The organism is Amycolatopsis balhimycina FH 1894 (genome assembly GCF_000384295.1).
In the GTDB taxonomy this organism is placed as follows: domain Bacteria; phylum Actinomycetota; class Actinomycetes; order Mycobacteriales; family Pseudonocardiaceae; genus Amycolatopsis; species Amycolatopsis balhimycina.
Genome location: NZ_KB913037.1, coordinates 4,238,608 through 4,261,572, shown reverse-complemented (window position 1 = coordinate 4,261,572; position 22,965 = coordinate 4,238,608). Strand labels below are relative to the sequence as shown.

22 protein-coding genes and 1 pseudogene are annotated in these 22,965 nt (G+C 70.9%); 14 read left to right on the top strand and 9 right to left on the bottom strand.

Annotated elements, in window-relative coordinates:
- Window positions 1–86: 86 nt before the first annotated feature.
- A complete protein-coding gene (locus A3CE_RS0118745; RefSeq protein WP_051183773.1) occupies window positions 87–1,319 on the top strand; it encodes a glycosyltransferase 87 family protein in 1,233 nt (410 codons plus the stop codon).
- Here A3CE_RS0118745 and serC read toward each other — a convergent pair whose 3' ends face one another.
- Entirely contained in the window at window positions 1,320–2,444 is a 1,125-nt protein-coding gene (serC, locus tag A3CE_RS0118740) for a phosphoserine transaminase (protein ID WP_020641643.1), read from the bottom strand.
- A 136-nt stretch (window positions 2,445–2,580) separates the two neighbouring features.
- On the opposite strand from serC, the gene A3CE_RS0118735 reads away from it, so the two are divergent.
- Window positions 2,581–3,474 (top strand): hypothetical protein, encoded by an 894-nt coding sequence (locus A3CE_RS0118735; RefSeq protein WP_020641642.1) that lies wholly within the window; start codon window positions 2,581–2,583, stop codon window positions 3,472–3,474.
- A 121-nt stretch (window positions 3,475–3,595) separates the two neighbouring features.
- Here the strand turns inward: A3CE_RS0118735 and A3CE_RS0118725 are convergent, their stop codons facing one another.
- The 5 genes from A3CE_RS0118725 to A3CE_RS0118705 all read right to left on the bottom strand — a co-directional run bounded on the left by A3CE_RS0118725 (window position 3,596) and on the right by A3CE_RS0118705 (window position 8,542).
- A complete protein-coding gene (locus A3CE_RS0118725) occupies window positions 3,596–4,936 on the bottom strand; it encodes a serine hydrolase domain-containing protein (protein WP_020641641.1) in 1,341 nt (446 codons plus the stop codon).
- A 189-nt stretch (window positions 4,937–5,125) separates the two neighbouring features.
- Window positions 5,126–5,746, bottom strand: a complete 621-nt coding sequence (locus tag A3CE_RS0118720) for a response regulator (RefSeq protein WP_020641640.1) — start codon at window positions 5,744–5,746, stop codon at window positions 5,126–5,128.
- A complete protein-coding gene (locus A3CE_RS0118715; RefSeq protein WP_020641639.1) occupies window positions 5,743–6,900 on the bottom strand; it encodes a sensor histidine kinase in 1,158 nt (385 codons plus the stop codon). Before A3CE_RS0118715 ends, A3CE_RS0118720 begins: the two co-directional genes overlap by 4 nt.
- On the bottom strand, window positions 6,897–7,706 hold the full coding sequence (locus tag A3CE_RS0118710; protein ID WP_020641638.1) for an ABC transporter permease: 810 nt from the start codon (window positions 7,704–7,706) through the stop codon (window positions 6,897–6,899). The genes A3CE_RS0118715 and A3CE_RS0118710 overlap by 4 nt, the downstream gene beginning before the upstream one ends.
- A complete protein-coding gene (locus A3CE_RS0118705) occupies window positions 7,703–8,542 on the bottom strand; it encodes an ABC transporter ATP-binding protein (protein ID WP_084642098.1) in 840 nt (279 codons plus the stop codon). Before A3CE_RS0118705 ends, A3CE_RS0118710 begins: the two co-directional genes overlap by 4 nt.
- Window positions 8,543–8,742: 200 nt before the next feature.
- Here A3CE_RS0118705 and A3CE_RS51295 point away from each other — a divergent pair.
- Both A3CE_RS51295 and A3CE_RS0118695 read left to right on the top strand, forming a co-directional pair.
- Window positions 8,743–9,621, top strand: a pseudogene (locus A3CE_RS51295) (alpha/beta fold hydrolase); the annotation flags it as partial.
- 29 nt (window positions 9,622–9,650) lie between these two features.
- Window positions 9,651–10,235 carry a TetR/AcrR family transcriptional regulator gene (locus tag A3CE_RS0118695; protein ID WP_026468631.1) on the top strand — a complete coding sequence of 195 codons (585 nt, stop codon included), beginning with the start codon at window positions 9,651–9,653 and terminating at the stop codon, window positions 10,233–10,235.
- A 55-nt stretch (window positions 10,236–10,290) separates the two neighbouring features.
- Here A3CE_RS0118695 and A3CE_RS0118690 read toward each other — a convergent pair whose 3' ends face one another.
- Window positions 10,291–11,439, bottom strand: a complete 1,149-nt coding sequence (locus A3CE_RS0118690; protein ID WP_020641634.1) for a citrate synthase 2 — start codon at window positions 11,437–11,439, stop codon at window positions 10,291–10,293.
- 286 nt (window positions 11,440–11,725) lie between these two features.
- Here A3CE_RS0118690 and A3CE_RS0118685 point away from each other — a divergent pair, with 286 nt between their 5' ends.
- From A3CE_RS0118685 to A3CE_RS0118660, 6 genes are read left to right on the top strand one after another with little or no spacing between them, the layout of a single operon-like run.
- The gene (locus A3CE_RS0118685) at window positions 11,726–12,028 is read left to right on the top strand and encodes an urease subunit gamma (protein WP_020641633.1); all 303 of its coding nucleotides are present in this window, start codon (window positions 11,726–11,728) and stop codon (window positions 12,026–12,028) included.
- A 13-nt stretch (window positions 12,029–12,041) separates the two neighbouring features.
- Window positions 12,042–12,347: an urease subunit beta gene (locus A3CE_RS0118680; RefSeq protein ID WP_020641632.1), complete on the top strand. Its 306-nt coding sequence runs from the start codon at window positions 12,042–12,044 to the stop codon at window positions 12,345–12,347.
- Between the two features lie 2 nt (window positions 12,348–12,349).
- The gene (locus A3CE_RS0118675; protein WP_020641631.1) at window positions 12,350–14,065 is read left to right on the top strand and encodes an urease subunit alpha; all 1,716 of its coding nucleotides are present in this window, start codon (window positions 12,350–12,352) and stop codon (window positions 14,063–14,065) included.
- A 13-nt stretch (window positions 14,066–14,078) separates the two neighbouring features.
- Window positions 14,079–14,759: an urease accessory protein UreF gene (locus tag A3CE_RS0118670; protein ID WP_020641630.1), complete on the top strand. Its 681-nt coding sequence runs from the start codon at window positions 14,079–14,081 to the stop codon at window positions 14,757–14,759.
- On the top strand, window positions 14,749–15,438 hold the full coding sequence (ureG, locus tag A3CE_RS0118665; protein ID WP_020641629.1) for an urease accessory protein UreG: 690 nt from the start codon (window positions 14,749–14,751) through the stop codon (window positions 15,436–15,438). The genes A3CE_RS0118670 and ureG overlap by 11 nt, the downstream gene beginning before the upstream one ends.
- The gene (locus A3CE_RS0118660) at window positions 15,435–16,127 is read left to right on the top strand and encodes an urease accessory protein UreD (RefSeq protein WP_020641628.1); all 693 of its coding nucleotides are present in this window, start codon (window positions 15,435–15,437) and stop codon (window positions 16,125–16,127) included. The genes ureG and A3CE_RS0118660 overlap by 4 nt, the downstream gene beginning before the upstream one ends.
- Window positions 16,128–16,236: 109 nt before the next feature.
- On the opposite strand, the gene A3CE_RS0118655 is transcribed toward A3CE_RS0118660, so the two are convergent.
- Window positions 16,237–17,337 carry a lipase family protein gene (locus tag A3CE_RS0118655; RefSeq protein WP_026468630.1) on the bottom strand — a complete coding sequence of 367 codons (1,101 nt, stop codon included), beginning with the start codon at window positions 17,335–17,337 and terminating at the stop codon, window positions 16,237–16,239.
- Window positions 17,338–17,428: 91 nt separating this feature from the next.
- Here A3CE_RS0118655 and A3CE_RS0118650 point away from each other — a divergent pair, with 91 nt between their 5' ends.
- On the top strand, window positions 17,429–18,139 hold the full coding sequence (locus A3CE_RS0118650; RefSeq protein ID WP_020641626.1) for a TetR/AcrR family transcriptional regulator: 711 nt from the start codon (window positions 17,429–17,431) through the stop codon (window positions 18,137–18,139).
- Between the two features lie 43 nt (window positions 18,140–18,182).
- On the opposite strand, the gene A3CE_RS0118645 is transcribed toward A3CE_RS0118650, so the two are convergent.
- Window positions 18,183–19,865: a purine-cytosine permease family protein gene (locus tag A3CE_RS0118645; protein WP_020641625.1), complete on the bottom strand. Its 1,683-nt coding sequence runs from the start codon at window positions 19,863–19,865 to the stop codon at window positions 18,183–18,185.
- 218 nt (window positions 19,866–20,083) lie between these two features.
- Between A3CE_RS0118645 and pdxH the strand changes: the two genes are divergently transcribed.
- The 3 genes from pdxH (at window position 20,084) to A3CE_RS0118630 (ending at window position 22,912) form a co-directional block, all read left to right on the top strand.
- On the top strand, window positions 20,084–20,761 hold the full coding sequence (gene pdxH, locus A3CE_RS0118640) for a pyridoxamine 5'-phosphate oxidase (RefSeq protein WP_020641624.1): 678 nt from the start codon (window positions 20,084–20,086) through the stop codon (window positions 20,759–20,761).
- A 316-nt stretch (window positions 20,762–21,077) separates the two neighbouring features.
- Complete coding sequence (locus A3CE_RS0118635) at window positions 21,078–22,343, top strand: MFS transporter (RefSeq protein WP_020641623.1); 1,266 nt, start codon at window positions 21,078–21,080, stop codon at window positions 22,341–22,343.
- Between the two features lie 23 nt (window positions 22,344–22,366).
- Window positions 22,367–22,912: a DUF3558 family protein gene (locus A3CE_RS0118630; protein ID WP_026468629.1), complete on the top strand. Its 546-nt coding sequence runs from the start codon at window positions 22,367–22,369 to the stop codon at window positions 22,910–22,912.
- The last annotated feature ends 53 nt before the right edge of the window (window positions 22,913–22,965 follow it).

Genomic DNA, 22,965 nt, shown 5'->3' with positions numbered 1-22,965 from the left:
CCTGGTTCGAGGGGGCATGCGTGTTGGCTGGGTGGCTTTTCGGGGGCTCCGGGTGGCGAAGCCCCCGGCCCGGGGCGAAGCCCCGGATGTCACAGTGGTCCGGGCGGAGACTGGCGTGGTCGCTCGCGGTGCTCGAGGTCGCTGCCGTCGTGACGGTCCTTCTGCTGAAGCGCTTCGACGGTCTCGACCTCGAGGTCTACCTGGGCGGCGCGAAGGCGCTGGCCGAACACGGCTCGCCGTACGACGCCTGGGTGCCGACCACGCACCAGATCCTGCTGCCGTTCACGTACACGCCGTTCGCCGCCGCGGTGTTCCTGCCCGGCACGCTGCTGCCGTTCGCGGTGACGATGAAGCTGGTCAGCATCGCCTCGATCGTCGCGACCGGCGTCGTCGCCTACCTCTACGTCGCCACGCTCAACGGTTCGCTGACCGACCCGGCGAAGGTCCACGGCCGGGCGGTGGCCGCGCTCGTCGCCATCGGCGCGCAGCTCGCCGGGGCCCTGCTGGAACCGGTGCGCTCGACGCTGGGCTTCGGGCAGATCAACGCGCTGCTGATGGTGCTGGTGGTGCTCGACGTCCTGCTGCCCGGCGAGCGGAAGCAGACGAAGGGCCTGCTGATCGGCGTGGCCGCGGCGATCAAGCTGACGCCGGCCGTCTTCGTCGTGTACTTCCTGGTGCGTCGCGACTTCCGGGCGGCCGCGCGAGTGGTGGCCGGGTTCGTCGCCGCCGGGGCGCTGCTGTGGCTGGTCCGGCCGTCGGCGTCGTTCACCTACTGGACGCAGCTGGTGTTCGACGCCGGCCGGATCGGCGGCGTCGACTACGTCGGCAACCAGTCGCTGCACGGGCTGGTCGTGCGCGCGGGCCTGCCGGAAATCGTGTGGGTACTGGCCGCGCTCGCCGTGATGGCCGTGGTCGTGCTGGTCATCGTGCGGGCGGCCGAGCCGGTGCTCGCGCTCACCGCGTGCGCGCTCGGCGGCCTGCTGGTGTCGCCGATCTCGTGGACCCACCACTGGACGTGGTGCGTGCCGGTCCTGGTCCTCGCCGGGTACTACGGCGTCCGCGCGTGGCGGGCGGACCGCGTCGTGGCGTGGTGGTCGGCCGCCGTCGTGGTGGCGGGCCTGACGCTGTTCATCGTGGGCCCGATGTGGTTCGCCCCGCGCCCGGCGCCGTCGCCCGGCTGGTGGCTGGCCACCGAATCCTACGAACTCTTCGGCCTGGCCCTGCTGGTCCTCGCCGCTTTCGCCGCACCCCGCCTGAAAGCCGTGAATGGCACATTCAGGGACGTAGAGTCCCTCAATGTGCCATTCACGGCCTTGTGATCAGCCCAGGCGCTCGACGACGTACTCGATGCTCTGCGTGAGCTTCGTGATGTCGTCCGGGTCGATGGCCGGGAACAGGCCGACGCGCAGCTGGTTGCGGCCCAGCTTGCGGTACGGCTCGGTGTCGACGATCCCGTTGGCGCGCAACACCTTCGCGACGGCGGCGGCGTCCACCTCGTCGCTGAAGTCGACCGTGCCGACGACCTGCGAGCGCAGGTCCGGGTCTTTCACGAACGGCGTCGTGTAGCTCGTCTTCTCGGCCCACTCGTACAGCCGCGACGACGAGTCCTTCGTGCGCGAGGTCGTCCACTCGAGGCCGCCCTGGCCGTTCATCCACTCGATCTGCTCGGCGAGCAGGAACAGCGTGGCCACGGCCGGCGTGTTGTACGTCTGGTCCTTGCGGGAGTTGTCCAGCGCGGTCGTCAGCGACAGGAACTCGGGGATCCAGCGGTCGCTCCCGCCGATCTCGCCGATGCGCTCGACGGCGGCCGGGGAGGCCAGCGCGATCCAGAGGCCGCCGTCGGCGGCGAACGACTTCTGCGGCGCGAAGTAGTAGACGTCGAAGTCCTCGGCCTTGACCGGGAGGCCGCCGGCGCCGGAGGTGGCGTCGATCGCGACCAGGGCGCCTTCACTGCCCTCAGGACGGCGGACCGGCACGGCCACGCCGGTGGACGTCTCGTTGTGCGCCCAGCCGACCAGGTCGGCGCCGGCTTCGTAGGCGATCTCGGGCGCGCTGCCCGGCTCGGCCTTGACGACGATCGGGTCGGCCAGGAACGGCGCGCCCTTGGTCACGGTGGCGAACTTCGAGGAGAACTCGCCGTAGGTGAAGTGCTGCGCGCGCTCGCGGACCAGGCCGAAGGCGGCCGCGTCCCAGAACGCCGTGGTGCCGCCGTTGCCGAGGATCACCTCGTAGCCCTCGGGCAGCGAGAACAGCTCGGACAGACCGGCACGGACGCGCCCGACGAGGGACTTGACCGGCTTCTGCCGGTGCGACGTGCCGAGGTAGGTGGAGCCGGACTCCGCCAGCGCACTCAGCTGCTCGGCGCGGACCTTCGACGGGCCGCAGCCGAAGCGGCCGTCGGCCGGCTTGAGGTCGGCGGGGATGGTCAACTCAGCGTCGGTCATGTGGCCAGTCTCTCAGGTCGGGACGCGGCTGGTGAAGGTGGTGCTGGCCTGTCCGGAATGTGGAATAGCCGACACGGAAACCCGCTTTTCGCCGCGCCGGGCCGTCGGTAGGTTCTGCGCCGGGAGGGGAGGACCGATGTCCGACGAACGGTGGCGGCCGCGCTGGTGGCTGCTGGGGAACTTCGGCGTGATCGTCGTCGTGCACCTGGTCGCGAGCGGCGGCTGGACCACGACGACGACCGTCATGGCGCCGATCTCGCTGGCGCTCACCCTCGTCTTCGTGTTCGTCCGGCGGCTGCCGTGGTGGCTCACCGGCGACCTGCGTGACCTGCGCAACGGGCGCCGGGTCCTGCGCGCGGCCGGCATCGTGGGCTTGCTTCTCGTGGACGCCGTGATCGTGGCCGCGCTGGTGGTGCACCCGCCCCACGGCGACGACGTCCGGAACGCCGGCATGGTCGTCGCGATCTTCTTCGGTGCCACCGGAGCGGGCGTGTACTGGCTCCTGCCGAAGCGGCCGGTGACGCCGCGCTCGGCTCTCCGGCGGCGGTTCCGGACCGCCACCGCCTTGATGTGGGCGACCGCCGTCTTCACGCTCGGTGCCGAGGTGGCGGTCATCGTCGCCGTCGGCGGCTGGCTGCCGTGGGTCCTGCCGGTGGTGGGCGTGGTGGCCGTACTGGCGATCGCCGGGTGGCGCTCGGACCTCGGCGTCGCGGCGCGCTGCTTGGCCAGCGACTCCTGGACACCGGTCACGGCCGCCGCGTTCGACGTGCGTCCCGGCGAACCGGTGAACGGCTGGGCGGTGCTGCCCGGGGACGTGCGGATCCGGCTCCACCTGCCCGCGGTGCCCGCCGACATCGCCGCCGAGCTGGCCGGCCGTCGCCTCTGGCTCGCCGGCTGGCCGTCGGAGTACCTCGTCACCGGCCTTCCGGAGGGCAGCAGCTACGCCGTCGGGCTCATCGGGGCGCACCGCCGTGGGGGTAAAAAAACGGTTACGCCCGAGCCGGCGGCGTCGGTATCTTCGCCGTCGTGACGACCGTGGGCCAAGACCTCGTCCACCGGTTCGCGGCCGCCGTCGCCCGCGCGGCCGGCACCGCCGCCCTGACCTGAGGGCCCCGCTCACCACCCTGGGGGTGTGAGCGGGGCCCCCTTGGTCAGCGCCAGCTCCCGACGCCGCCCGGCACCGGCGCGGCCGGGTCGTACGGGGTGCGGGTGAAGATGAAGGTCGCCAGGTCGAGGTGGGTGGCGACGCCCTCGGCGTTCCGGCCCACTTCGAGCGTCTCGCCGGCGTAGTAGCCGTCGAGGCCGCGGTAGGTGTCCTCTCCGGTCGCGGCGAAGCGTGAACCACGCCCGGCGCCGTCGGCCGGCGCCAGCAGGAGCAGCCCGTCGCCCTGGACGCGCAGGTGGTACGGCGTCGGACCCCAGTGCCAGAGCCCGGTCAGCGCGAGCAGCCCGGGGTCGACCGGGGACGGCAGCCACTCGGCGGGCACGCGCGGCTCGAGCTCGTCGGTCATGGTGATGAGGTCGAGGCAGAGCTGCGTGATGCCGACGCCGGACGTCGAGTTGGCGAGCGCCAGCGCGCCGGTCCCCGCGGCCGGATCGGCGAGCGTGACGGCGAGGAACCCCGGCATCGAGCCGGTGTGCCCGGCCAGCCGCCGTCCCTGGTGGCGCACGAGCATCAGGCCGAGGCCGAACCCGATCGACCAGACGTCGGTGTCGTCGACGGTGACCATGGTCCGCATCTCTTCGAGGGTCGACGGCGCGAGCACCCCGCCGGTCGCCCCACCGAGGAACGCCGTCCAGCGGCCGAGGTCGTTCACCGTGGACCACAGCTGCCCGGCCGGGGCCATCGCGCCCGCGTCCGGGCTCGGCTCCGGGAGCAGGACGTCGGCGAACGGGTGCACGGCGAAGCCCTCGGCGTGCGCGCCCACCGGGTGCGGGGTGGTGCGGGACATCCCGAGCGGGCCGAGGATCTCCGCCTCGACCACGGCGAGCCAGCTCTTGCCGCGGTGGCGGGCGATCAGCTCGCCCAGCACGCCGTAGCCGAGGTTCGAATAGTGGAACTTCGCGCCCGGCCGGTGTTTGGTCGTGCCCCCGTCGAGGCTGCTCACGAGCGCGTCCCAGTCGGCGCCGGGCGTCCGTTCCCACCACAGGCCGGGCGATTCGGCCGTCAGTCCGGAGGTGTGGGACAGCAGCTGGGCGACGGTGGCGCTGCCGAACGGCGTGCCGGGGACGTGCTTTTCGAGGGGATCGTTCAGGTCGAGGCGGCCTTCGTCGCGCAGCCGCATGACGGCGGTGGCGACGAGGGTCTTGGTGATCGAACCCAGCCGGTACTGGGTGTCGGTACCGGGTGTCTCGCCGCCGACGCGTCCGCGGCCACCGGACCAGACGATCTCCCCGTCCCGCACGACGGCGGCGACCAGCGACGGAACCCGGCAGGCCGCCTGCTCGCGGGCGATCCGGCGGAACAGGGCGTGTTCGGTCGACTCAAGCATGAAGGCATTCTGCCGCGCACCCCCGCACCGTCCCGAAGAGCGTGAGGGAAAGGTCGACTCGCGTGATCAGAGGGTCGGCACGCGTGATTGCGAGGTCGACACGGCGGGGAGACCCGGCTGCGGCCGTGTCGGCTCTCCAATCACGCGTGTCGACTGCCCAATCACGCGTGTCGGCGTTCGGATCACGGGTCAGGTGAGGAGGTTGCGGGCCATGGCCGTGGTCACCGCGGCCGTGCGGTCCGAGACGCCGAGTTTGCCGAAGACCCGCAGGAGGTGGGTTTTCACCGTGGCTTCACTGATGTGCAGGGCGCGGCCGATGTCGGCGTTGGTGCCGCCCTTCGCGACCAGCTGCAGCACCTGCACCTCGCGGGCCGACAGCGGCTGCGGTTCCGGGTTGCGGACCCGGTTGACCAGCTTCCCGGCCACCGACGGCGCGAGCACCGTCTCCCCGCGGGCCGCCGCGCGGATCGCGTTCGCCAGTTCCGTGCGGGACGCGTCCTTCAGCAGGTAGCCCGACGCGCCGGCTTCCACCGCGCGCAGGATGTCGGCGTCCGTCTCGTACGTCGTGAGCACGACGATCCGGCGTCCCGGCTGTTCGCGCAGGATCCGTTTGGTGGCGCCGACGCCGTCGAGGCCGGGCATTCGCAGGTCCATCAGCACGACGTCCGGCAGGGCGACCCGGTCGAGCGCGACGGCTTCGTCGCCGGAGCCCGCTTCGCCGACGACCGTCAGGTCGGCTTCGGCCTCGAGCATGCCGCGAAGTCCTTCGCGGACGACGGGGTGGTCGTCGACGAGCATGACGCGGATCAAGCCGGCACCTCCAGGGTGAGTTCGGTGCCGCGGGGGCCACTCCGGACGCTCAGTGTGCCACCGACCTGCTCGGCCCGTGACCGCATCCCGCGCAGCCCGAAACCGGTGGCGTGGTCCGGGTCGAACCCGGCGCCGTCGTCCCGCACCGACAGCCGCACCGCGCAGTCCACAACGGACAGACGCACTGACACCGCCGACGCGCCCGCGTGCCGCCGCACGTTGTTCAGCGCTTCCTGCGCTCCCCGTAGCAGGACCACTTCGCCCGCCATGCCGATCGACGGGAGTGCACCGTCCACTTCGTACTGAACGGGGACGCCCGTCTCGTCGGCCAGCCGGTCGGCCTGGCGGCGGACGGCGTCGACCAGCGAGCCGGCCGCGAGGTCCGCCGGAGCCAGCGCGGCGACCATCGCGCGTGCCTCGGCGAGGTTCTCCCGCGCCGTGCGCGCGGCCAGTTCGACGTGCCGCCGTGCCGCGGCCGGGTCGGTGTCCAATTCGGACTCGATGGCCTGGGCGAGCGTGACGATGCTGGTGAACCCCTGCGCGAGGGTGTCGTGGATCTCCCGCGCGAGCCGTTCGCGCTCGGCCGCGGTGCCCGCCTCCCGGGAGAGCCGGGCGACTTCCGCCTGGCTCGCCTCGAGCTGCGTGATCAGGTCCGCCCGCGCCCGGCTCTCCTCGACGACGTGCAGGATGAACTTCCCGGACAGCACGCCGAAGACGACGAGGATCGCGGTCATCGGCAGCAGGATGTGCAGCGTCGGCCCGCGCAGGCCCTGGTGGGCGATCGCCGACGCGGGGCTCAGCAGGATCGCCACCGTGGTCAGCACCGCGGCCGGGCGGAACTCCAGCGTCGAGAAGATCAGCGGGCAGACCATGAACAGGATGAAGCTGGCCGTGGTGTTGGCGAGCATCGCGATCGCGACCAGCGCCAGGACGATCAGCGCCAGGGTCCAGCGCTGCCGCAGGTGCCCGTCGTCGCGTACCACCCGGCGGCCCCACAGCAGGTAGGTCAGCGCCAGCGCGGTCAGCGCCCCGACCGCGACCGCCGTGCGCGCCGGATCGGCCTCGTCCAGCACCACCAGCAGGGTCGTGGCCAGGTACGCCACCGCGAAGAGGATCTCCCAGAGCCAGTTGAACCGGTCCCAGGCGTCCTTCACTTCGTGTCGGTCCACCGGAAGGTCAGCCGGGCCAGTACCGCCCCCGCCACGCACCAGATCCCGAGCACCAGCGCCACCCGCGGAAGTTCCCATGCCCCGGCCATCTCCATCCTCACGGCGCCGTCCGGCAGGAACACCGACCGGAAACCCTGGCAGATCCACTTCAGCGGGAAGAACGACGCGATGTACACCATAACTTTCGGCAGGTTCGTGATCGGCGAGACGAACACGCCGGAGATGAACTGCAGGACCAGGTACAGCATCTGCACGATGGCGACCGCACCGGTGGCGGACTTCGCGAGCGAGCTGACCGCGATGCCGAGCAGGGTGCACGAGACGATGCCGAGCGCGAACACCCACAGCAGCGTCAGCCACTTCGCCGGGTCGGACGGCAGTTTCAGTCCGAACAGCAGGACGGCGACCGTGGCCATCAGCACCGTCTGGGCCAGGCTCGACACCGCGACCAGCACCATCTTGCCGACGAAGTACGACGCCGGCGGCATCGGCGTGCCGCGCAGGCGCTTGAGCGCGCCGGTTTCGCGGTCGGCCGAGACGCCGGTCGCGATGCTGTTGAACGACGTCGACACGATGCCGGAGCCGATCATCCCGGCCGCCAGCACCTGCCCGGAGGTGACGCCGTCGAACTTCGTCGGACCGTCCAGGATGGATCCGAGCAGGATCATCAGCACCGCGGGCAAGGAGAAGGTGAAGACCACCTGTTCCTTGTGCCGGAAGAACTGCCGCAGTTCGGTGCCGCCGCGGGCGAGGCCCAGTGAGAGCGGGCCGGGCAGCGTCAGGGTTGTCATGCTTTGTCTCCGATCAGGTCGAGGTAGATGTCCTCCAGGCTCGGCCTGGTCACGGTGAGGTTCGTCAGCTCGCGCCCGCCCGCCGCCAGTTCGGTGACGAGCTTGGTCGGGTACGCGGTGCGCTCGACGCGCTCACCGCGTTCGTCGACCCAGCGCACGGTGGCCTCGGCGGCGGCGCGGCCACCCAGGTTCCGCGGGGTGTCCTGAGCGACGATTTCGCCGCGCGCGATCACCGCGACGCGGTCGGCGAGCGCCTCGGCCTCGTCGAGGTAGTGGGTGGTCAGGAGGATGGTGGTGCCCTCGGCGGCGAGGTCGCTGATCAGCGACCAGAACTGACGGCGTGCTTCGGGGTCGAAGCCGGTGGTCGGCTCGTCGAGGAAGAGCAGCTCGGGACGGCCGATGATGCCGAGCGCGACGTCGACGCGGCGGCGCTGCCCGCCGGAGAGCGACTTCACCCGCGCCTTGGCCTTCTCGGTGAGCCCGACCTTCTCGATCACCTCGTCGGGATCACGCGGGTCGGGGTAGTACTTCGCGAAGTGCCGGACGGTCTCGGCGACGCTCAGCTCGGCGGCGTCGGTCGCCGTCTGCAGGACGATGCCGAGGCGGGCCCGCCAGGCGCGGCCGGCCTTACCGGGGTCCTCGCCGAGTACCGTGATCTCGCCGTCCGTCCGCCGCCGGTGGCCTTCGAGGATCTCGACGGTCGTGGTCTTCCCGGCGCCGTTCGGGCCGAGCAGGGCGAACACCTCGCCCGGCGCGATGTCCAGGTCCAGCCCGGCCACCGCGAGGTGGCCGGGGTACTGCTTGCGCAGGCCGCGCACGCTCACTGCTGGGGTCATGGATACAGCGTGGTCGCCCGCGGCGGCGAAGCCGACCAACAGCCGGCTGAATCCGGCTGTCCACCGAACGGTGGACAGCGGCGCGTGGTTCCACGGGAAACCACGAAAACGCTGTCATACAAGCAAAAATCCGAACATCCGGGTCCGCGGAACCGCCGCGAGGGTGAACGCGCTGTTGACAACTTGTCTAACATGACAGAATGTCTCACCAGTGGGTAACGGCCGGCGACGGTGTCCGCCTCTCCGTGACCATCGACGGCCGGTCCGACGGGCCCACGGTGGTGCTCGTGCACGGCTATCCGGACAACAGCTCGATGTGGGACGGAGTAGCCGCCGAGCTGGCCCCGAAACACCGCGTCGTCACCTACGACGTCCGCGGCGCGGGACGGTCGGACAAGCCGCCGGGACGCGCGTCCTACCGGCTGGACCGGCTGGCCGACGACCTGCGAGCCGTCGTCGACGCGGTCCAGCCGACCGGCAAGGTGCACCTGGTCGCCCACGACTGGGGTTCGATCCAGGCGTGGCACGCCGTCACCGGGGACAGCCTGCGCGGCCGCATCGCGTCCTACACGTCGATCTCCGGGCCGAGCCTCGACCACGCCGGCGCGTGGTTCCGTGCCCAGCTGCGCCGTCCGACGCCGAAGCGGCTCAAGAACGCGCTGCGCCAGTTCCTGCATTCGTGGTACATCCTGGCGTTCCAGATCCCGTTCATCCCGGACCTGCTGTGGCGCACCGGCCTGATGGGCAAGCAGATCCAGCGTAGGGAACCGGACGCGGCGCCTCCGGAGAAGTCCGACGGCCTGCACGGCCTGAAGCTCTACCGGGCCAACATGTTTACGCGGCTGTCGCGTCCCGAGCCGCGTCCCGCCGACATCCCGGTGCAGGTCCTGGCCCCGGCCGGGGACGCCTACGTCACGACGCCGCTGCAGACCGAGATCGCGCACTGGGTGCCGGACCTGCGGATCCGCCGGATCGCCGGGACGCACTGGGTGACCAGGGCGCGGCCGGCTGTGGTGGCCGCCGCGGCCGCCGAGCTGATCGAGTACGTCGAGACCGGCGTGGAAAGCCAGGCGGGCCGGCCGTCGTGAGCGATCGCCGGCCGCGGCGGATGTCGCCGCAGGCGCGCCGTGACGACCTGATCAGCGCCGCACTCGACCTGTTCGGCTCGCGGGCGCCGGAGCTGGTGACCGTGGACGACATCGTCTCGCGCGCCGACGTGTCGCGGCCGTTGTTCTACCGGTACTTCTCGAGCCTGCGCGAGCTGCAGGTCGAGGCCCTGCGCACGGTCACCGACGGGCTGATCGACGGCCTCGCCGGCCTCGAGGAGGGACCGCCGGAGGTACGGCTGCGCGCGGCCGTCCGCGGCCTGATCGACGTCGCCGACCACTACCGCGCGGGGTACATCGCCTTGCTGCGCAGCGGTTCGGTGATCGCGACGTCCGAGACGGACGCGGCGATCGACAAGGTCCGCAACCGCGCGGTGGCCCTGATCCTGGACGCCCTCGGCGTCACCGATCCCTCCCCGCTGCTCTCACTCACCCTCCGCTGCTGGACGGCAGTCGTCGAGGGCGCCCTCCTCAGCTGGCTCCAGGAGCGCACGGTCCCGCGCGAATCCCTGGACACGTGGCTGGTGGACCAGCTCACGGCGATGCTCGCCACCACGGCCGCCCACGACCTCGCCCCAAAGCCGTGAATGGCACATTGAGGGACTTCAAGTCCCTCAATGTGCCATTCACGGACTTCCAGCGTCAGTGCTTGGTGACCAGTTCCCAGCCCTCGACGTCCTCGGGGGAGCGCGGTGCCGGGCCGATGTACTTGGCCGACGGCCGCACCAGGCGTCCGGTCCGCTTCTGCTCCAGGATGTGCGCGGCCCAGCCGGCGGTACGGGCCGAGCTGAACATCGCGGGCATCATGTGCGGCGGCACCTGCGCGAAGTCCAGGATGACCGCGGCCCAGAACTCGACGTTGGTCTCGATCGGGTGATCCGGACGCCGCTCGCGCAGCTCCTTCAGCGCCGCCTGCTCCAGCGCGGCGGCCGCTTCGTAGCGGGTCGCGCCCAGTTCCTTGCAGGTCCGGCGCAGCACGCGCGCCCGCGGGTCCTCGGCGCGGTAGACGCGGTGGCCGAAGCCCATCAGGCGTTCCTTGCGGTCGAGGATGCCCTTGACCAGGCCCGCCGGGTCGCCGGTGCGCTCGACCTCTTCGATCATCGGCAGCACGCGCGCCGGGGCGCCGCCGTGCAGCGGGCCCGACATCGCGCCGATGGCGCCGGACATGGCCGCCGCGACGTCGGCGCCGGTGGACGCGATGACGCGGGCGGTGAAGGTCGACGCGTTGAGGCCGTGCTCGGCGGCCGACACCCAGTACGCGTCCAGCGCCCGGACGTGCGCGGGGTCCGGCTCGCCGCGCCAGCGGATCAGGAACCGCTCGGTGATCGAGTGGGCCTCGTCGACGCGGGTCTGCGGGACGGCGGGCTGGCCGATGCCGCGAGCCGACTGCGCGACGTAGGACAGCGCCATCACCGAGGCGCGGGCCAGCTGTTCGCGGGCCTCCTCGTCGGTGATGTCGAGCAGCGGGCGGTAGCCCCAGATCGGCGCGAGCATGGCCAGCGCGGCCTGGACGTCCACCCGGACGTCGCCGGTGTGCACCGGCAGCGGGAACGGCTCGGCGGGCGGGAGGCCGTGACCGAACCGGCCGTCCACGAGGAGGCCCCATACGTCACCGAAGGTCACCTTGCCGGCGAGGTCCTCGATGTCGACGCCGCGGTAGCGCAGTGCACCGCCGTCCCGGTCGGGTTCGGCGATCTCGGTGTGGAAGGCGACGACGCCCTCCAGACCCGGTCGGAAGCCGTCGTCGGGTTGGCCGGACGGCTGTGGCTTGCTGATCGTGGAGGTAGTCACTGTTTCGCGGAACCTTTCGGTGCGCTTTTTCCCCGTCTAGGTGGTGGTGCTCGCGGACGGAATAGCGCACGGAAAGCGCGCACCATCGCACGGATGGATAGACCTTGCTCCCTCGATGGCCGGGGGGCAATCGAAAGAAGCGGTGGTTTCGGTCACGATTACGAGAACGATTCAGTCACCGAAGCCGTCCGACAGGAGAATTTTCACCACACAGTGTGACGAAACCCAGGTTAAAGGTATGTTTCCGAACCAGGCGGGGCCTTGGCCCGGGTGATAGACCTAGCGCATGCACCTCAGCCCGCAGGAGCGCGACAAGCTGCTCATCCACGTGGCGGCCGACGTCGCGCGGAAGCGGCTGGACCGCGGCGTCCGGCTCAACTACCCGGAGGCGGTCGCGCTGATCACCGACCACGTGCTCGAAGGCGCCCGCGACGGGCGCACGGTCAGCGAGCTGGTCGCGAGCGGCCGGACCGTGCTGTCCCGGGCGCAGGTCCTCGACGGGGTGCCGGAAATGGTCGACTCCGTGCAGGTCGAAGCCACGTTCCCGGACGGCACGAAACTCGTCACCGTGCACGACCCGATCGTGTGAAGGGGGTTGCCGAATGCATCCAGGTGAGATCATTCCCGGCGACGAGCCGGTGGAGCTGAACCCCGGCCGCGCGCGCGTCCGGCTGCTGGTCCGCAACCTCGGCGACCGGCCGGTGCAGGTCGGCTCGCACTACCACTTCGCCGCGGTCAACCCCGGCCTCGAGTTCGACCGCGACGCCGCCCGCGGCCACCGGCTCGACGTCCCGGCCGGGACGTCGGTGCGGTTCGAGCCGGGCGTCGAACGCGAAGTCGATCTCGTTCCGTTGGCCGGTGCCCGCCGGGTGCCGGGATTGCGCTCCGAGTTCGCGGGAGAGTTCTGAAAATGCCCCAGATCGACCGCGAGCGCTACGCCGAGCTGTTCGGCCCGACCACCGGCGACCGGATCCGGCTCGCCGACACCGACTTGCTGATCGAGGTCACCGAGGACCGTTCGATGGGTCCCGGCGGCTCCGGCGACGAGGTGCTCTTCGGCGGCGGCAAGGTCATCCGCGAGTCCATGGGCCAGGGCACGGCGACCCGGGCCGAGGGCACGCCGGACCTGATCATCACCGGCGCGGTGATCCTCGACCACTGGGGAATAGTGAAGGCCGACGTCGGCGTGCGCGACGGCCGGATCGTCGGCATCGGCAAGGCGGGCAACCCCGACACGATGGACGGCGTCGATCCCGCGCTGGTCATCGGGCCGTCCACCGAGGTGCTGTCCGGCAACGGCAAGATCCTCACCGCGGGCGGCATCGACTGCCACGTCCACTTCATCTGCCCGCAGCTCGTCGACACCGCGCTGGCCGCCGGGGTGACCACGATGGTCGGCGGTGGCACCGGGCCGAACGACGGCACCAAGGCCACCACGGTCACCCCCGGCGCATGGCACCTGGGCCGGATGCTGGCCGCCATGGACGGTTATCCGGTGAACATCCTGTTGCTGGGCAAGGGGAACACCGTCCGGCTCGAGGCGTTGCGGGAGCAGCTCGCCGCGGGCGCCGGAGGGTTCAAGCTGCACGAGGACTGGGGCACCACCCCGGCGGCGATCGATGCCTGCCTCACGGTGGCCGACGAATCCGGTGTCCAGGTCGGGATCCACACCGACACGCTCAACGAGGCAGGCTTCCTCGAGTCCACTGTGGATGCCATCGCCGGCCGCTCGATCAACGCCTACCACACCGAAGGGGCCGGCGGCGGCCACGCACCGGACATCATCCGCGTCGTCTCGCTGGCCAACGTCCTGCCGTCGTCGACCAACCCGACCCGGCCGCACACCGTGAACACGCTCGACGAGCACCTCGACATGCTGATGGTCTGCCACCACCTCAACCCGTCGGTGCCCGAGGACCTCGCCTTCGCCGAGAGCCGGATCCGGCCGACCACGATCGCGGCCGAGGACGTGCTGCACGACATGGGCGCGATCTCGATGATGAGCTCCGACTCGCAGGCGATGGGCCGGATCGGCGAGGTGATCATCCGGACGTGGCAGACCGCGCACGTGATGAAACGCCGCCGCGGCGCGCTGCCCGGCGACGGTGACGCCGACAACCTGCGCGCGCGTCGCTATGTCGCCAAATACACGATCAACCCGGCCATCGCGCACGGGATGGAGTCCGAAATCGGGTCGGTCGAGATCGGTAAGCTCGCCGACCTGGTGCTGTGGGAGCCGAAGTTCTTCGGCGTCCGCCCGCACGTCGTGCTCAAGGCCGGCATGCCGGTCTGGGCGGCGATGGGCGACGCGAACGCGTCCATCCCAACGCCGCAGCCGGTCATGGCCCGGCCGATGTTCGGCGCGAACATCGGTGCCGCGCTGAGCCTGCACTTCGTCGCCCCGGAGGCCCTGGACAGCGGGTTGCGCGAGAAGTTCGGCATCACGCGGCCTCTCGTCGCGGTGGCGAACATGCGCGCGCGGACCAAGGCGGACATGGTGCTCAACGACGCCACGCCGGACGTGCGCGTCGAGCCGGACAGCTTCGCGGTGCACGTCGACGGCGAGCTGATCGAACCGCAGCCGGTGGCGGAACTGCCGATGGCGCAAAGGTACTTTCTCTTTTGATGGACACTGTCTGATGGACCTTTCGGCACTGATCCTCGCGGACTCCCGCTTCCCCGGCGGTGGGCACGTCCACAGTGGCGGGTTGGAAGAGGTCGTCTCGCGCAAGCTGGTGACGGCCGTGCGCGATCTCCCGGGATTCCTTTCCGGACGGTTGCGGACGGCGGGTTTCCTGGCGGCGGTTTTCGCCGCCGCTTCCGCCCATGCGGCCGCGCGTTCTGTCCCGGGTGGACACTGGTCACTGCTGGATGCCGAGCTGGACGCGCGGACGCCGTCGCTCGCGCAGCGGGAAGCGTCGCGGGCGCAGGGCCGGGGAACCGCGCGCGCGGGACGGATCGCCTGGCCGTCGCCGGTGCTCACCGCGTTGGTGGCGGAAACTCCGCGGCCGCACCACCCCGTCGTGCTGGGCGCTTTGGTCGGCGTCGCGGGCGGCTCGCCGCACGACGCGGCAATGGCGGTCGCCTATCTGTCCGTGAGCGGCCCGGCGAGTGCGGCCGTGCGGCTGCTGGGGCTGGACCCCTTCGCCGTCAACGCCGTCGTGGCGCGGCTCGACCTGCACGCGGTTTGCGCGGAGGCGGCGGCCGTGGCCGGGGACGACCCGGCGTCGCTGCCGTCGCCCGGGTCGCCCGCGTTGGATCTGTTCGCCGAGGCGCACGCCCGGCATCACCAGGAAGAGGTGCGTCTCTTTGCCAGCTGAAGGCCACGGCCACGGTCACTTCCACGAGGTCAACTTCGACCCGACGGCCGCCGACCCGGACCACTACGACGCGGCGCCCACCACGGGCCGGGCGTACCGGATCGGCATCGGCGGCCCGGTCGGCTCCGGCAAGACGGCGCTGACCGCGGCGCTGTGCCGCGCTTTGGGCGACGAGATCCAGCTCGCCGTCGTCACGAACGACATCTACACGACCGAGGACGCGGACTTCCTGCGCCGGGCCGGCGTCCTCGACCCGGCCCGGATCGAGGCGGTGCAGACGGGCGCGTGCCCGCACACCGCGATCCGCGACGACATCACCGCGAACCTCGACGCCGTCGAGCGGCTGGAGGAGAAGTTCCCCGGCCTGGACCTGGTGATCATCGAAAGCGGCGGCGACAACCTGACCGCGGTGTTCAGCCGCGGCCTGGCCGACAGCCAGATCTTCGTCGTCGACGTCGCGGGTGGCGACAAGGTGCCGCGCAAGGGTGGCCCCGGCGTCACGACGGCGGATCTGCTGGTGATCAACAAGATCGACATCGCGCACCTGGTCGGCGCGGACATGACCGTGATGACGTCGGACGCGCACCGGATGCGCGGCCCGCTGCCGGTCATCACACAGTCCCTTGTGGACACTCCGGACGCGCCGGCGGTCGCGGACTGGGTGCGTTCGCTGCTGTGAAGGCCCATGCTCGGCTGACCGCGTGTTTCGACGGCACGCGCACGGTGTTGCGGGAGCTGCGGTCGATGGCGCCGCTGACGTTGTTCCCGCGCCGGCGCTTCGGTCCGGAGGCGGTGGTGCACCTGGTCAACTCGGCGACGTCCCCGCTGGGTGGCGACGACCTGTTGCTCACGGTGCGGGTCGGCCCGGGGGCGTCGCTGCGGATTTCCGGCGTCGCGGCGACCCTGGCGCTGCCCGGCCTCCACGGCGAAGGTTCGTTGTCCACAGTGGACGTCGTGGTGGAGGAGGGCGGCTCGCTGGAATACCTGCCGGAGCCGACCGTGATCACCGCGCGGGCGCGGCACACCGCCGTGTTCCGGGGCGCGCTGGCGTCCGACGCGTACCTGCACACGCGGGAGGTGCTGGTGCTGGGGCGGGCCGGGGAGAGCCCCGGGATGATGTCGTCCACCCAGCAGGTCACGCGGGGTTCGGTGCCGGTGCTGCGGCAGACGCTGTCGATCGGCTCCGCGCTGGACGCGAGCCTGGCGGGGCTGGCGGGCCGCCGGGTGCTGGCGACGGACCTGGTGGTCGGCGGCCCGGAACTCCCGGCGGCCTCGGGCGAGTGGTGGTCCCGCAGCCCCCTCGCCGGCGGCGGCACGCTGACAACCTCGCTGGCCCCGGACGCGGTCACCGCCCTGGCGCCGCTCTGAGCAGCCCCCGTTTTCCACGCTACCGGAGGGCGCCGACAGTTCCGCCCGTCCAAGTCCGTGAATGGCACATTGAGGGACTCTATGTCTCTCAATGTGCCATTCACGGACCTCAGAACTTCGTGGCCAGCCAGGTCATCGCGGCCGGGCCGCCGATCGACACTCCGCCGATGTGTTCCAGCAGCGGGAACTCCTGCCAGGTGACCGCCGCGCCCCGTGCCTGCCAGCGGTCCCGCAACGCCGTGCCGACGCTGAAGGGAATCAGCTCGTCGAGGGTTCCGTGGTACAGGTAGACCGGTGCCTTCGGCTTCACCGTGCCCAGGTAGTTCTCCGCCAGCCGGGCCTGCCAGTGCGGCTCGTGGATCGGGTCCGGCACCGTCACGAAGTCCCGCAGGTGCGCGAACGGCGCCGCCGCGCCCAGCTCGATCGTGCACGCCTGCGACACCTGGACCACCGCCGCGCGGCCGCGGTCGTTCAGGATCGACGCGAACGGCACGTCGGGGTACGCGGCCGCGAAACCGGTTGCCGCGCCGAGGACCAGGCCGAACGCCGGGCCGCCGTCGTTGGCCGCGAACACCGCGTTCAGGTCCGCCGGGACCCCGCCGGCCGCGACGCCGACGACGTTCAGCGAAGGTGCGTACGTGCCTTGCAGCTCGGCTGCCCAGGCCGCTGCCTGGCCGCCCTGCGAGTACCCGAACACCCCGACCGGACCCGACGGGGACAGCCCGGCCCCCGGTACCCGCGCCGCGGCGCGGGCCGCGTCGAGCACCGCCCGGCCTTCGGACTGCCCGACCGCGTAGGTGTGCGTTCCCGGCGTGCCGAGGCCTTCGTAGTCGGTGACCACGACGGCCCAGCCCTGCGACAACGCCTGCGCCAGCAGTGCGCTCTCGTTCTCGATGCCGTGGGCGAGGAGGTTCGACGGCGCGCACTGGTCACCGAGGCCGTGCGTGCCCACCGCATACGTGATCAGCGGACGCGGGCCGCCGCGCAGCCACGGCGTCGGCGGCACGAGCAGCGTCCCGGAGACGGCGTTCGGCGCGCCGGTCGCCGACGTCGAGCGGTAGACGAGGTGCCAAGCCTTGACCGGGGCGGGGAACGGGCCGACGAACACCGTCGTCGGCTGCGCCTCCAGGAGGACGCCCGGATCCGCGTGTGCCGCGGGGGCGGCCGTCACAAAAAGAAGGGCGACAGCGACCAGTAACCGACGAAGCATCATTGCCTCCGGCTGATTTGGTAATGCAGGTTTTCACAAACTAGCCAGCCCCAGTAGGATCTGGCAATCCCTCAGAAGGAGGAGACGACCGGTGGCTCGCACGTACGGCGGCGTCGCACCCGAGCAACGTCGCGCGGACCGCCGGGAGCGGCTGCTCACGGCCGGGCTCGAGCTGTTCACCTCGGCCGGCTTCCGGCACACCAAGATCACCGAGGTGTGCGCCCGCGCCGGGGTGTCGACGCGGAACTTCTACGAGGAGTTCTCCGGTAAGGAGGACATGCTGCGCACCCTCCACGACCGGATCAACAGCCTCGCGCTCGACCACGTCACCGCCGCGCTCGACGAAGTCGCGGAAGCCGACGCCATGACCCGGATCGCCACGCTGCTCGACGTCTTCATCGACACGGTCACCGTGGATCCCCGGCTGCCGAGGCTCAACTACGTCGAGGCGGTCGGCGTCAGCGCGGATCTGGAGCAGCAGCACCAGATCTGGGTCGACCGGTGGGCGACGTTCATCGAGACGGAGGCCCGGCGCGCGGCCCGGCACGGCGCCGCGCCCGACCGCGACTACCGGCTGACCGCGATCGCCCTGGTCGGCGCGGCCACCGGGCTGCTGCGCGAGTGGCAGGCGCACGAACCGCCGCTGCCGGTCGAGGACGTCGGCGCGGAGCTGAGGGCGCTGATGCTGGCGGCCATCATGCGGCCCGGAAAAATCTTGGAAATCTCCGGCAACCCCGGGGCACCCTCCGGCGTGGAACAGTCGAGCCGGGAGGGGGAGTTGGGGGGAAGCCGGCTCACGTGAGAGCCCGTTCCCGGCAGCTGCCGGGAACGGGCTCTCACGGACATCAGGTGGTGCGGACGGCCGGCAGGCCGAGCGCGACCGGGCCGGTCGTCTGGCACATGTCGTGGCAGGTGTTGTCGAGCGTGCAGCACAGCGAGCAGATCGGGCCGTCCTGCTTCGCGCAGTCCGCGACGTCCGGCAGCTCGTACGGATCACCGCAAACCGAGCAGGTGTACGTCGCCTGCAGGTCGACGTCGACGTCCGGACCGGCGACGGTGTTCGGCCGCGCCAGGTAGTACTTCCCTCGTGTCACGACGGCGAGTGTCGGGACCAGCACGATGGCGATGACCAGCGCGAGCAGTGGGCTGAACGCGGCCAGGAACGGCCCGAACGCGCCGAAGTAGGCCGCGATCGACACCGCCGACGCGACCATCATCGAGCCGAACCCGACCGGGTTGATCTTGTGCAGGTAGGCCCGCTTGAACTCGATGTAGCTCGGCGAGAGCCCCAGCGGCTTGACGATCACCAGGTGGGCGCAGACGGCGCCGATCCACGCGATCGCGACGTTCGAGTAGAAGCCGAGGATCTTGTTCAGGAAGCCGAACGCGCCGAACTCCATCAGCGCGAGCGCGATCCCGCAGTTGACCAGCACGTACCAGACCCGGCCGGGGTGCTTGTGCAGCACGCGGGAGAAGAAGTTCGCGAACGACAGCGAGCCGGAGTAGGCGTTCGTCGTGTTGATCTTGATCTGCGAGACGACGACGAACAGCGCGGCGAACGTCAGCGCCACCGGCCCGAGGGCGGGTTTCACCGCTTCGAGGTACGGCGCGATCGGCTCGAGCGCGTGCGTCTTCCCGACGACGCCGAGCGCGAGGAACGCCAGCAGCGCGCCGCCGATCTGCTTCGCGGCCCCGAGGATCACCCAGCCGGGTCCGGCGGCGAGCACCGCGGCCCACCACGACCGCTTGTTCTCCGCGGTTTTTTCGGGCATGAACCGCAGGTAGTCGGCCTGCTCGCCGATCTGCCCGATCAGCGACAGCGCGACACCCATGCCGAGGCCGAACCCGATCGCGGAGAACCCGGAGCCGGTGCCCTCGGTGCCGCCGAAGTGCGCGAACTCGGCGAACTTGCCGGGCTCGCGGACCAGCACGACGACGAACGGCAGCACCAGGCCGGCGAGCCACAGCGGCTGCGTCCAGGTCTGCATCTTCGCGACCGCGCCCATGCCGTAGAGCGCGAAGGGCAGCACGATCAGCGTCGCCAGCAGGTAGCCGATCGGCAGCGGGATGCCGAGGGCGAGCTCGAACGCCTGGCCCATGATCGAGCCTTCGAGCGAGAAGAAGATGACGGTGAAGCTCGCGTACACGAGCGACGTCAGCGTCGACCCGAAGTAGCCGAAGCCGGCTCCACGGGTCAGCAGGTCCATGTCCACTCCGGACTTCGCGCAGGCGGCCGCGATGGGCACGCCGGTCACGAAGATGACGACGGCCGCGGCGAGGATCGCCAGCACTCCCGAGGTGAAGCCGTAGGAGAGGACGATGCTGGCGCCGATCGCGAAGTCGGCGAGGTAGGCGATGCCGCCCAGCGCCGTCGTCGCGACCACGAACGGGGACCATTTCCGGAACGAGTGGGCGGCGAAGCGCAGGGAGTAGTCCTCGCGGTTCTCGTTCGCCGCGAGCGGGGCGTACTGGCGTTTCGGCTGGGCGCCTTCTTCGGCTTCTTCGGCGCTGGACAGGATCTCGGTCATGCCTGCCTCCGGGGTGGTGGGGAACGGGCCGAAGGTAGGTCTTTCCTGTATCGATCCTGGTCCAGCGGGTAACGCGGGGGTTACGGCTTGTTGTCCGGCGGTTACGGGGCGGGGTGGCGGGTGTCACCGTTCTGTGGGTTCCGCCGCAGCTCGGAAGGCCCTAACGTGCCCTAGAGCCGAAGTCGACTGATGCCCCGACCGGGCGTGGAGGTTTGGCGATGATGCCGGAGATCAAGGACCAGGTGGAAGACGCCGTCGTGCGCCTGCCCGGGATGCGCGTCGCCTACGACGGCGCGGCGTTCGACGAATCCGCGTTGGCGGCCACCTGGACCGATCAGCTGCAGGGCTGGCTGAACCAGGCGGTCGCCGCGGGAATCGCCGAGCCGAACGCGATGGTGCTGGCGACGGCGGACGCCGAAGGCCGCCCGTCGTCCCGCACGGTGCTGTGCAAGGGCCTCGACGACCGAGGGGTGGTGTTCTACACGAACTACACGTCGGCGAAGAGCCACGACCTGACGGCGACCAGGTACGCGTCGGTGACGTTCCCCTGGTACGCGCTCCACCGCCAGGTCCACGTCCGCGGCGAGGTCGAGAAGGTCGGCGTCAAGCAGACGGCGGAGTACTGGGCCCAGCGGCCCCGGGGTTCGCAGCTCGGGGCGTGGGCTTCGCCGCAGTCGCGGGTGGTCGACGGCCGGCGGGCGTTGGACAACGCGCTGCACGGAATCGAGCGCCGGTTCGCGGACGTGGAGCAGATCCCGGCCCCGCCCCACTGGGGCGGCTGGCGGGTCCGGCCGGACCTGGTGGAGTTCTGGCAGGGGCGGGAAGACCGGATGCACGACCGGCTCCGGTACGTCCGGACCGATGACGGCTGGCACGTCGAGCGGGTCGCGCCCTGAGGTTTCGTACCCACCACCCCGAAGCCGGATTGTGACTACGGACGGTAATGCCGCGTCAAGGCGGGAAAGCGTGCCTTGACCCGGCATTACCGTCCGTGTTCTGGCTTCGTATCGGGTTGCGGAGAGGGGTCTGGGTGGGGCGCGGTCGGGCCGGGCGGCTCGCTCGACGACATGAACGACTCTTTCCTGTCGTCCGATGTCATGAACGAGTCGTTCATGACATCGCAGCGGCCGCCACGCGGGGCGAGGTAAATCACCTGCGCCGTGATAGTTAGCCCCGCTAAGCTGATATGTCGTGACTGGTGAACCGGGGACCTTGCCGCCCCGCTCGGGCGTTCGCAAACTCCTCGGCCGCATCATCGTCGACACCCGGCCACTCAAGATCCCCGCCTTCCGGCGGCTCTGGCTGTCCACTGTGGTCACCGCCGTCGGTACCCAGCTGACCGCCGTCGCCGTTCCCAAGCAGGTCTTCGACCTCACCGGGTCCTCTGCCTACGTCGGCCTCACCGGGCTCGTCGCGCTCGTCCCGCTGCTGATCTTCGGGCTCTGGGGTGGCGCTGTCGCCGATGCCGTCGATCGGCGGAAGCTGCTCTTCGTCACCAACGTCGGTGTCGCGATCACCTCCGCCCTGCTGTGGCTGCAGGCCTTCGCGCACTTCGGCTCGGTGTGGCTCGTTCTCGGCCTGCTCGCCGTCAACCAGGCGTTCTTCGCGATCAACATGCCCACCCGCGGCGCCGTCGTCGCGCGGCTCGTGCCCGCCGAACTGCTGCCGTCCGCGAACGCCCTCAGCACCACCATGGCCACCTTCGGTGCCGTCTTCGGGCCGCTGCTCGGCGGCGCTTTGATCCCCGTCCTCGGCCTCTCCACCCTCTACCTCATCGACGTCGTCGCCCTTACGATCACGCTCTTCGCGGTCTGGCGGCTGCCGTCGATCCCGCCGCTGAACGGCCCGTCGCGCCGCGCCGGTGTCCGCGACGTCGTCGACGGCTTCAAGTACCTCGCCGGGCAGAAGATCCTGCTCGCCTCCTTCGTCGCCGACATCATCGCCATGGTCTTCGGGATGCCGCGCGCGCTGATCCCCGAGATGGCCGAGCGGACCTTCGGCGACCCGCCCGGCGGCGGTCCCGCGCTCGGCTGGCTCTACGCCGCCCTGCCCGCCGGGGCGATGCTGATCGGGCTCTTCTCCGGCTGGCTGACGCGCATTCACCGCCAGGGTGTCGCCGTCGTCGTGGCGGTCTGCGCGTGGGGCGCCGCGGTGGCCGCGTTCGGGCTGGCGCACTCGCTGTGGCTCGCCGTCGTCTTCATGGCGCTGGCCGGTGCCGCGGACATGATCAGCGCCGTCTACCGGATGGCGATCCTGCAGGTCGCGACCACCGACGAGATGCGCGGCCGGCTCCAAGGCGTGTTCACGGTGGTCGTCGCCGGCGGTCCCCGGATCGCCGACCTCACCCACGGCTGGGGCGCCGCCGCGTTCGGCACGGCCGCCGCCGCGAGCGTCGGGGGTCTGCTCGTGATCGTGCTGGTCTGCGCGGCGATGTTCCTGCTCCCGGCGTTCTGGCGGTACCGGGCCCCGACGACGTAGGCCGTTCGGGTTAGGGTGCGGCCATGCGTACCTTGGTCGTCGCTTTTGTCGCTTTCGCCGCCTTGACTGCCTGCTCTTCGGGGGAAAAGCCGGCGCCATCGTCGTCCGCCGCCCCGAAGCCCGCACCCAGCTCGAAGGCCGCCGCGGCTTCGCTGGACCCGTGCGTGATGCTGCCCGCCGAGGCCGTGTCGAAGGCGATTTCGGTGCCGGGCCTCAAGGCGGTGCCGGGGCCGGCCGAGGACAGCACGGCCAACGGCGGCAAGGCGCGCAGCTGCGAGTACCAGCTGAACGGCAAGGCCGCCGGCGCCCTCGCGGTGACCCGCTACGAGGGCCGCCAGGGCAAGCCCGCCGAGATGGTCGCGTCGATCAAGAAGGCGAAGGCGGGCGCGCAGGACGTCGCCGGCTTCCCGGACGGCGCCGTCTACTACGTCGACGCGCAGAAGACGGCCACGCTCGCCTCGGCCGAGCTGGTGTCGGGCACGCCGGTCCTGATCAACTACACCGGCCCGGCGAAGATGACGGTGGAACAGATGACCCCGCTGGTCAAGCAGGCGCTCGCGGCGCGCTGATCACGCCCAGCCGACGAGCTGCTGAACCTCCAGTCGTCGGAGGCTCAGATGCG

Excerpts from the sequence above, each read along its gene's own strand:
- A3CE_RS0118745 (WP_051183773.1), top strand. The coding sequence starts at position 87 with ATGTCACAGTGGTCCGGGCGGAGACTGGCGTGGTCGCTCGCGGTGCTC.
- serC (WP_020641643.1), bottom strand. The coding sequence starts at position 2,444 with ATGACCGACGCTGAGTTGACCATCCCCGCCGACCTCAAGCCGGCCGAC.
- A3CE_RS0118735 (WP_020641642.1), top strand. The coding sequence starts at position 2,581 with ATGTCCGACGAACGGTGGCGGCCGCGCTGGTGGCTGCTGGGGAACTTC.
- A3CE_RS0118725 (WP_020641641.1), bottom strand. The coding sequence starts at position 4,936 with ATGCTTGAGTCGACCGAACACGCCCTGTTCCGCCGGATCGCCCGCGAG.
- A3CE_RS0118710 (WP_020641638.1), bottom strand. The coding sequence starts at position 7,706 with ATGACAACCCTGACGCTGCCCGGCCCGCTCTCACTGGGCCTCGCCCGC.
- A3CE_RS0118705 (WP_084642098.1), bottom strand. The coding sequence starts at position 8,542 with ATGACCCCAGCAGTGAGCGTGCGCGGCCTGCGCAAGCAGTACCCCGGC.
- A3CE_RS0118695 (WP_026468631.1), top strand. The coding sequence starts at position 9,651 with ATGTCGCCGCAGGCGCGCCGTGACGACCTGATCAGCGCCGCACTCGAC.
- A3CE_RS0118685 (WP_020641633.1), top strand. The coding sequence starts at position 11,726 with ATGCACCTCAGCCCGCAGGAGCGCGACAAGCTGCTCATCCACGTGGCG.
- A3CE_RS0118680 (WP_020641632.1), top strand. The coding sequence starts at position 12,042 with ATGCATCCAGGTGAGATCATTCCCGGCGACGAGCCGGTGGAGCTGAAC.
- A3CE_RS0118675 (WP_020641631.1), top strand. The coding sequence starts at position 12,350 with ATGCCCCAGATCGACCGCGAGCGCTACGCCGAGCTGTTCGGCCCGACC.
- A3CE_RS0118670 (WP_020641630.1), top strand. The coding sequence starts at position 14,079 with ATGGACCTTTCGGCACTGATCCTCGCGGACTCCCGCTTCCCCGGCGGT.
- A3CE_RS0118655 (WP_026468630.1), bottom strand. The coding sequence starts at position 17,337 with ATGCTTCGTCGGTTACTGGTCGCTGTCGCCCTTCTTTTTGTGACGGCC.
- A3CE_RS0118645 (WP_020641625.1), bottom strand. The coding sequence starts at position 19,865 with ATGACCGAGATCCTGTCCAGCGCCGAAGAAGCCGAAGAAGGCGCCCAG.
- pdxH (WP_020641624.1), top strand. The coding sequence starts at position 20,084 with ATGATGCCGGAGATCAAGGACCAGGTGGAAGACGCCGTCGTGCGCCTG.
- A3CE_RS0118630 (WP_026468629.1), top strand. The coding sequence starts at position 22,367 with ATGCGTACCTTGGTCGTCGCTTTTGTCGCTTTCGCCGCCTTGACTGCC.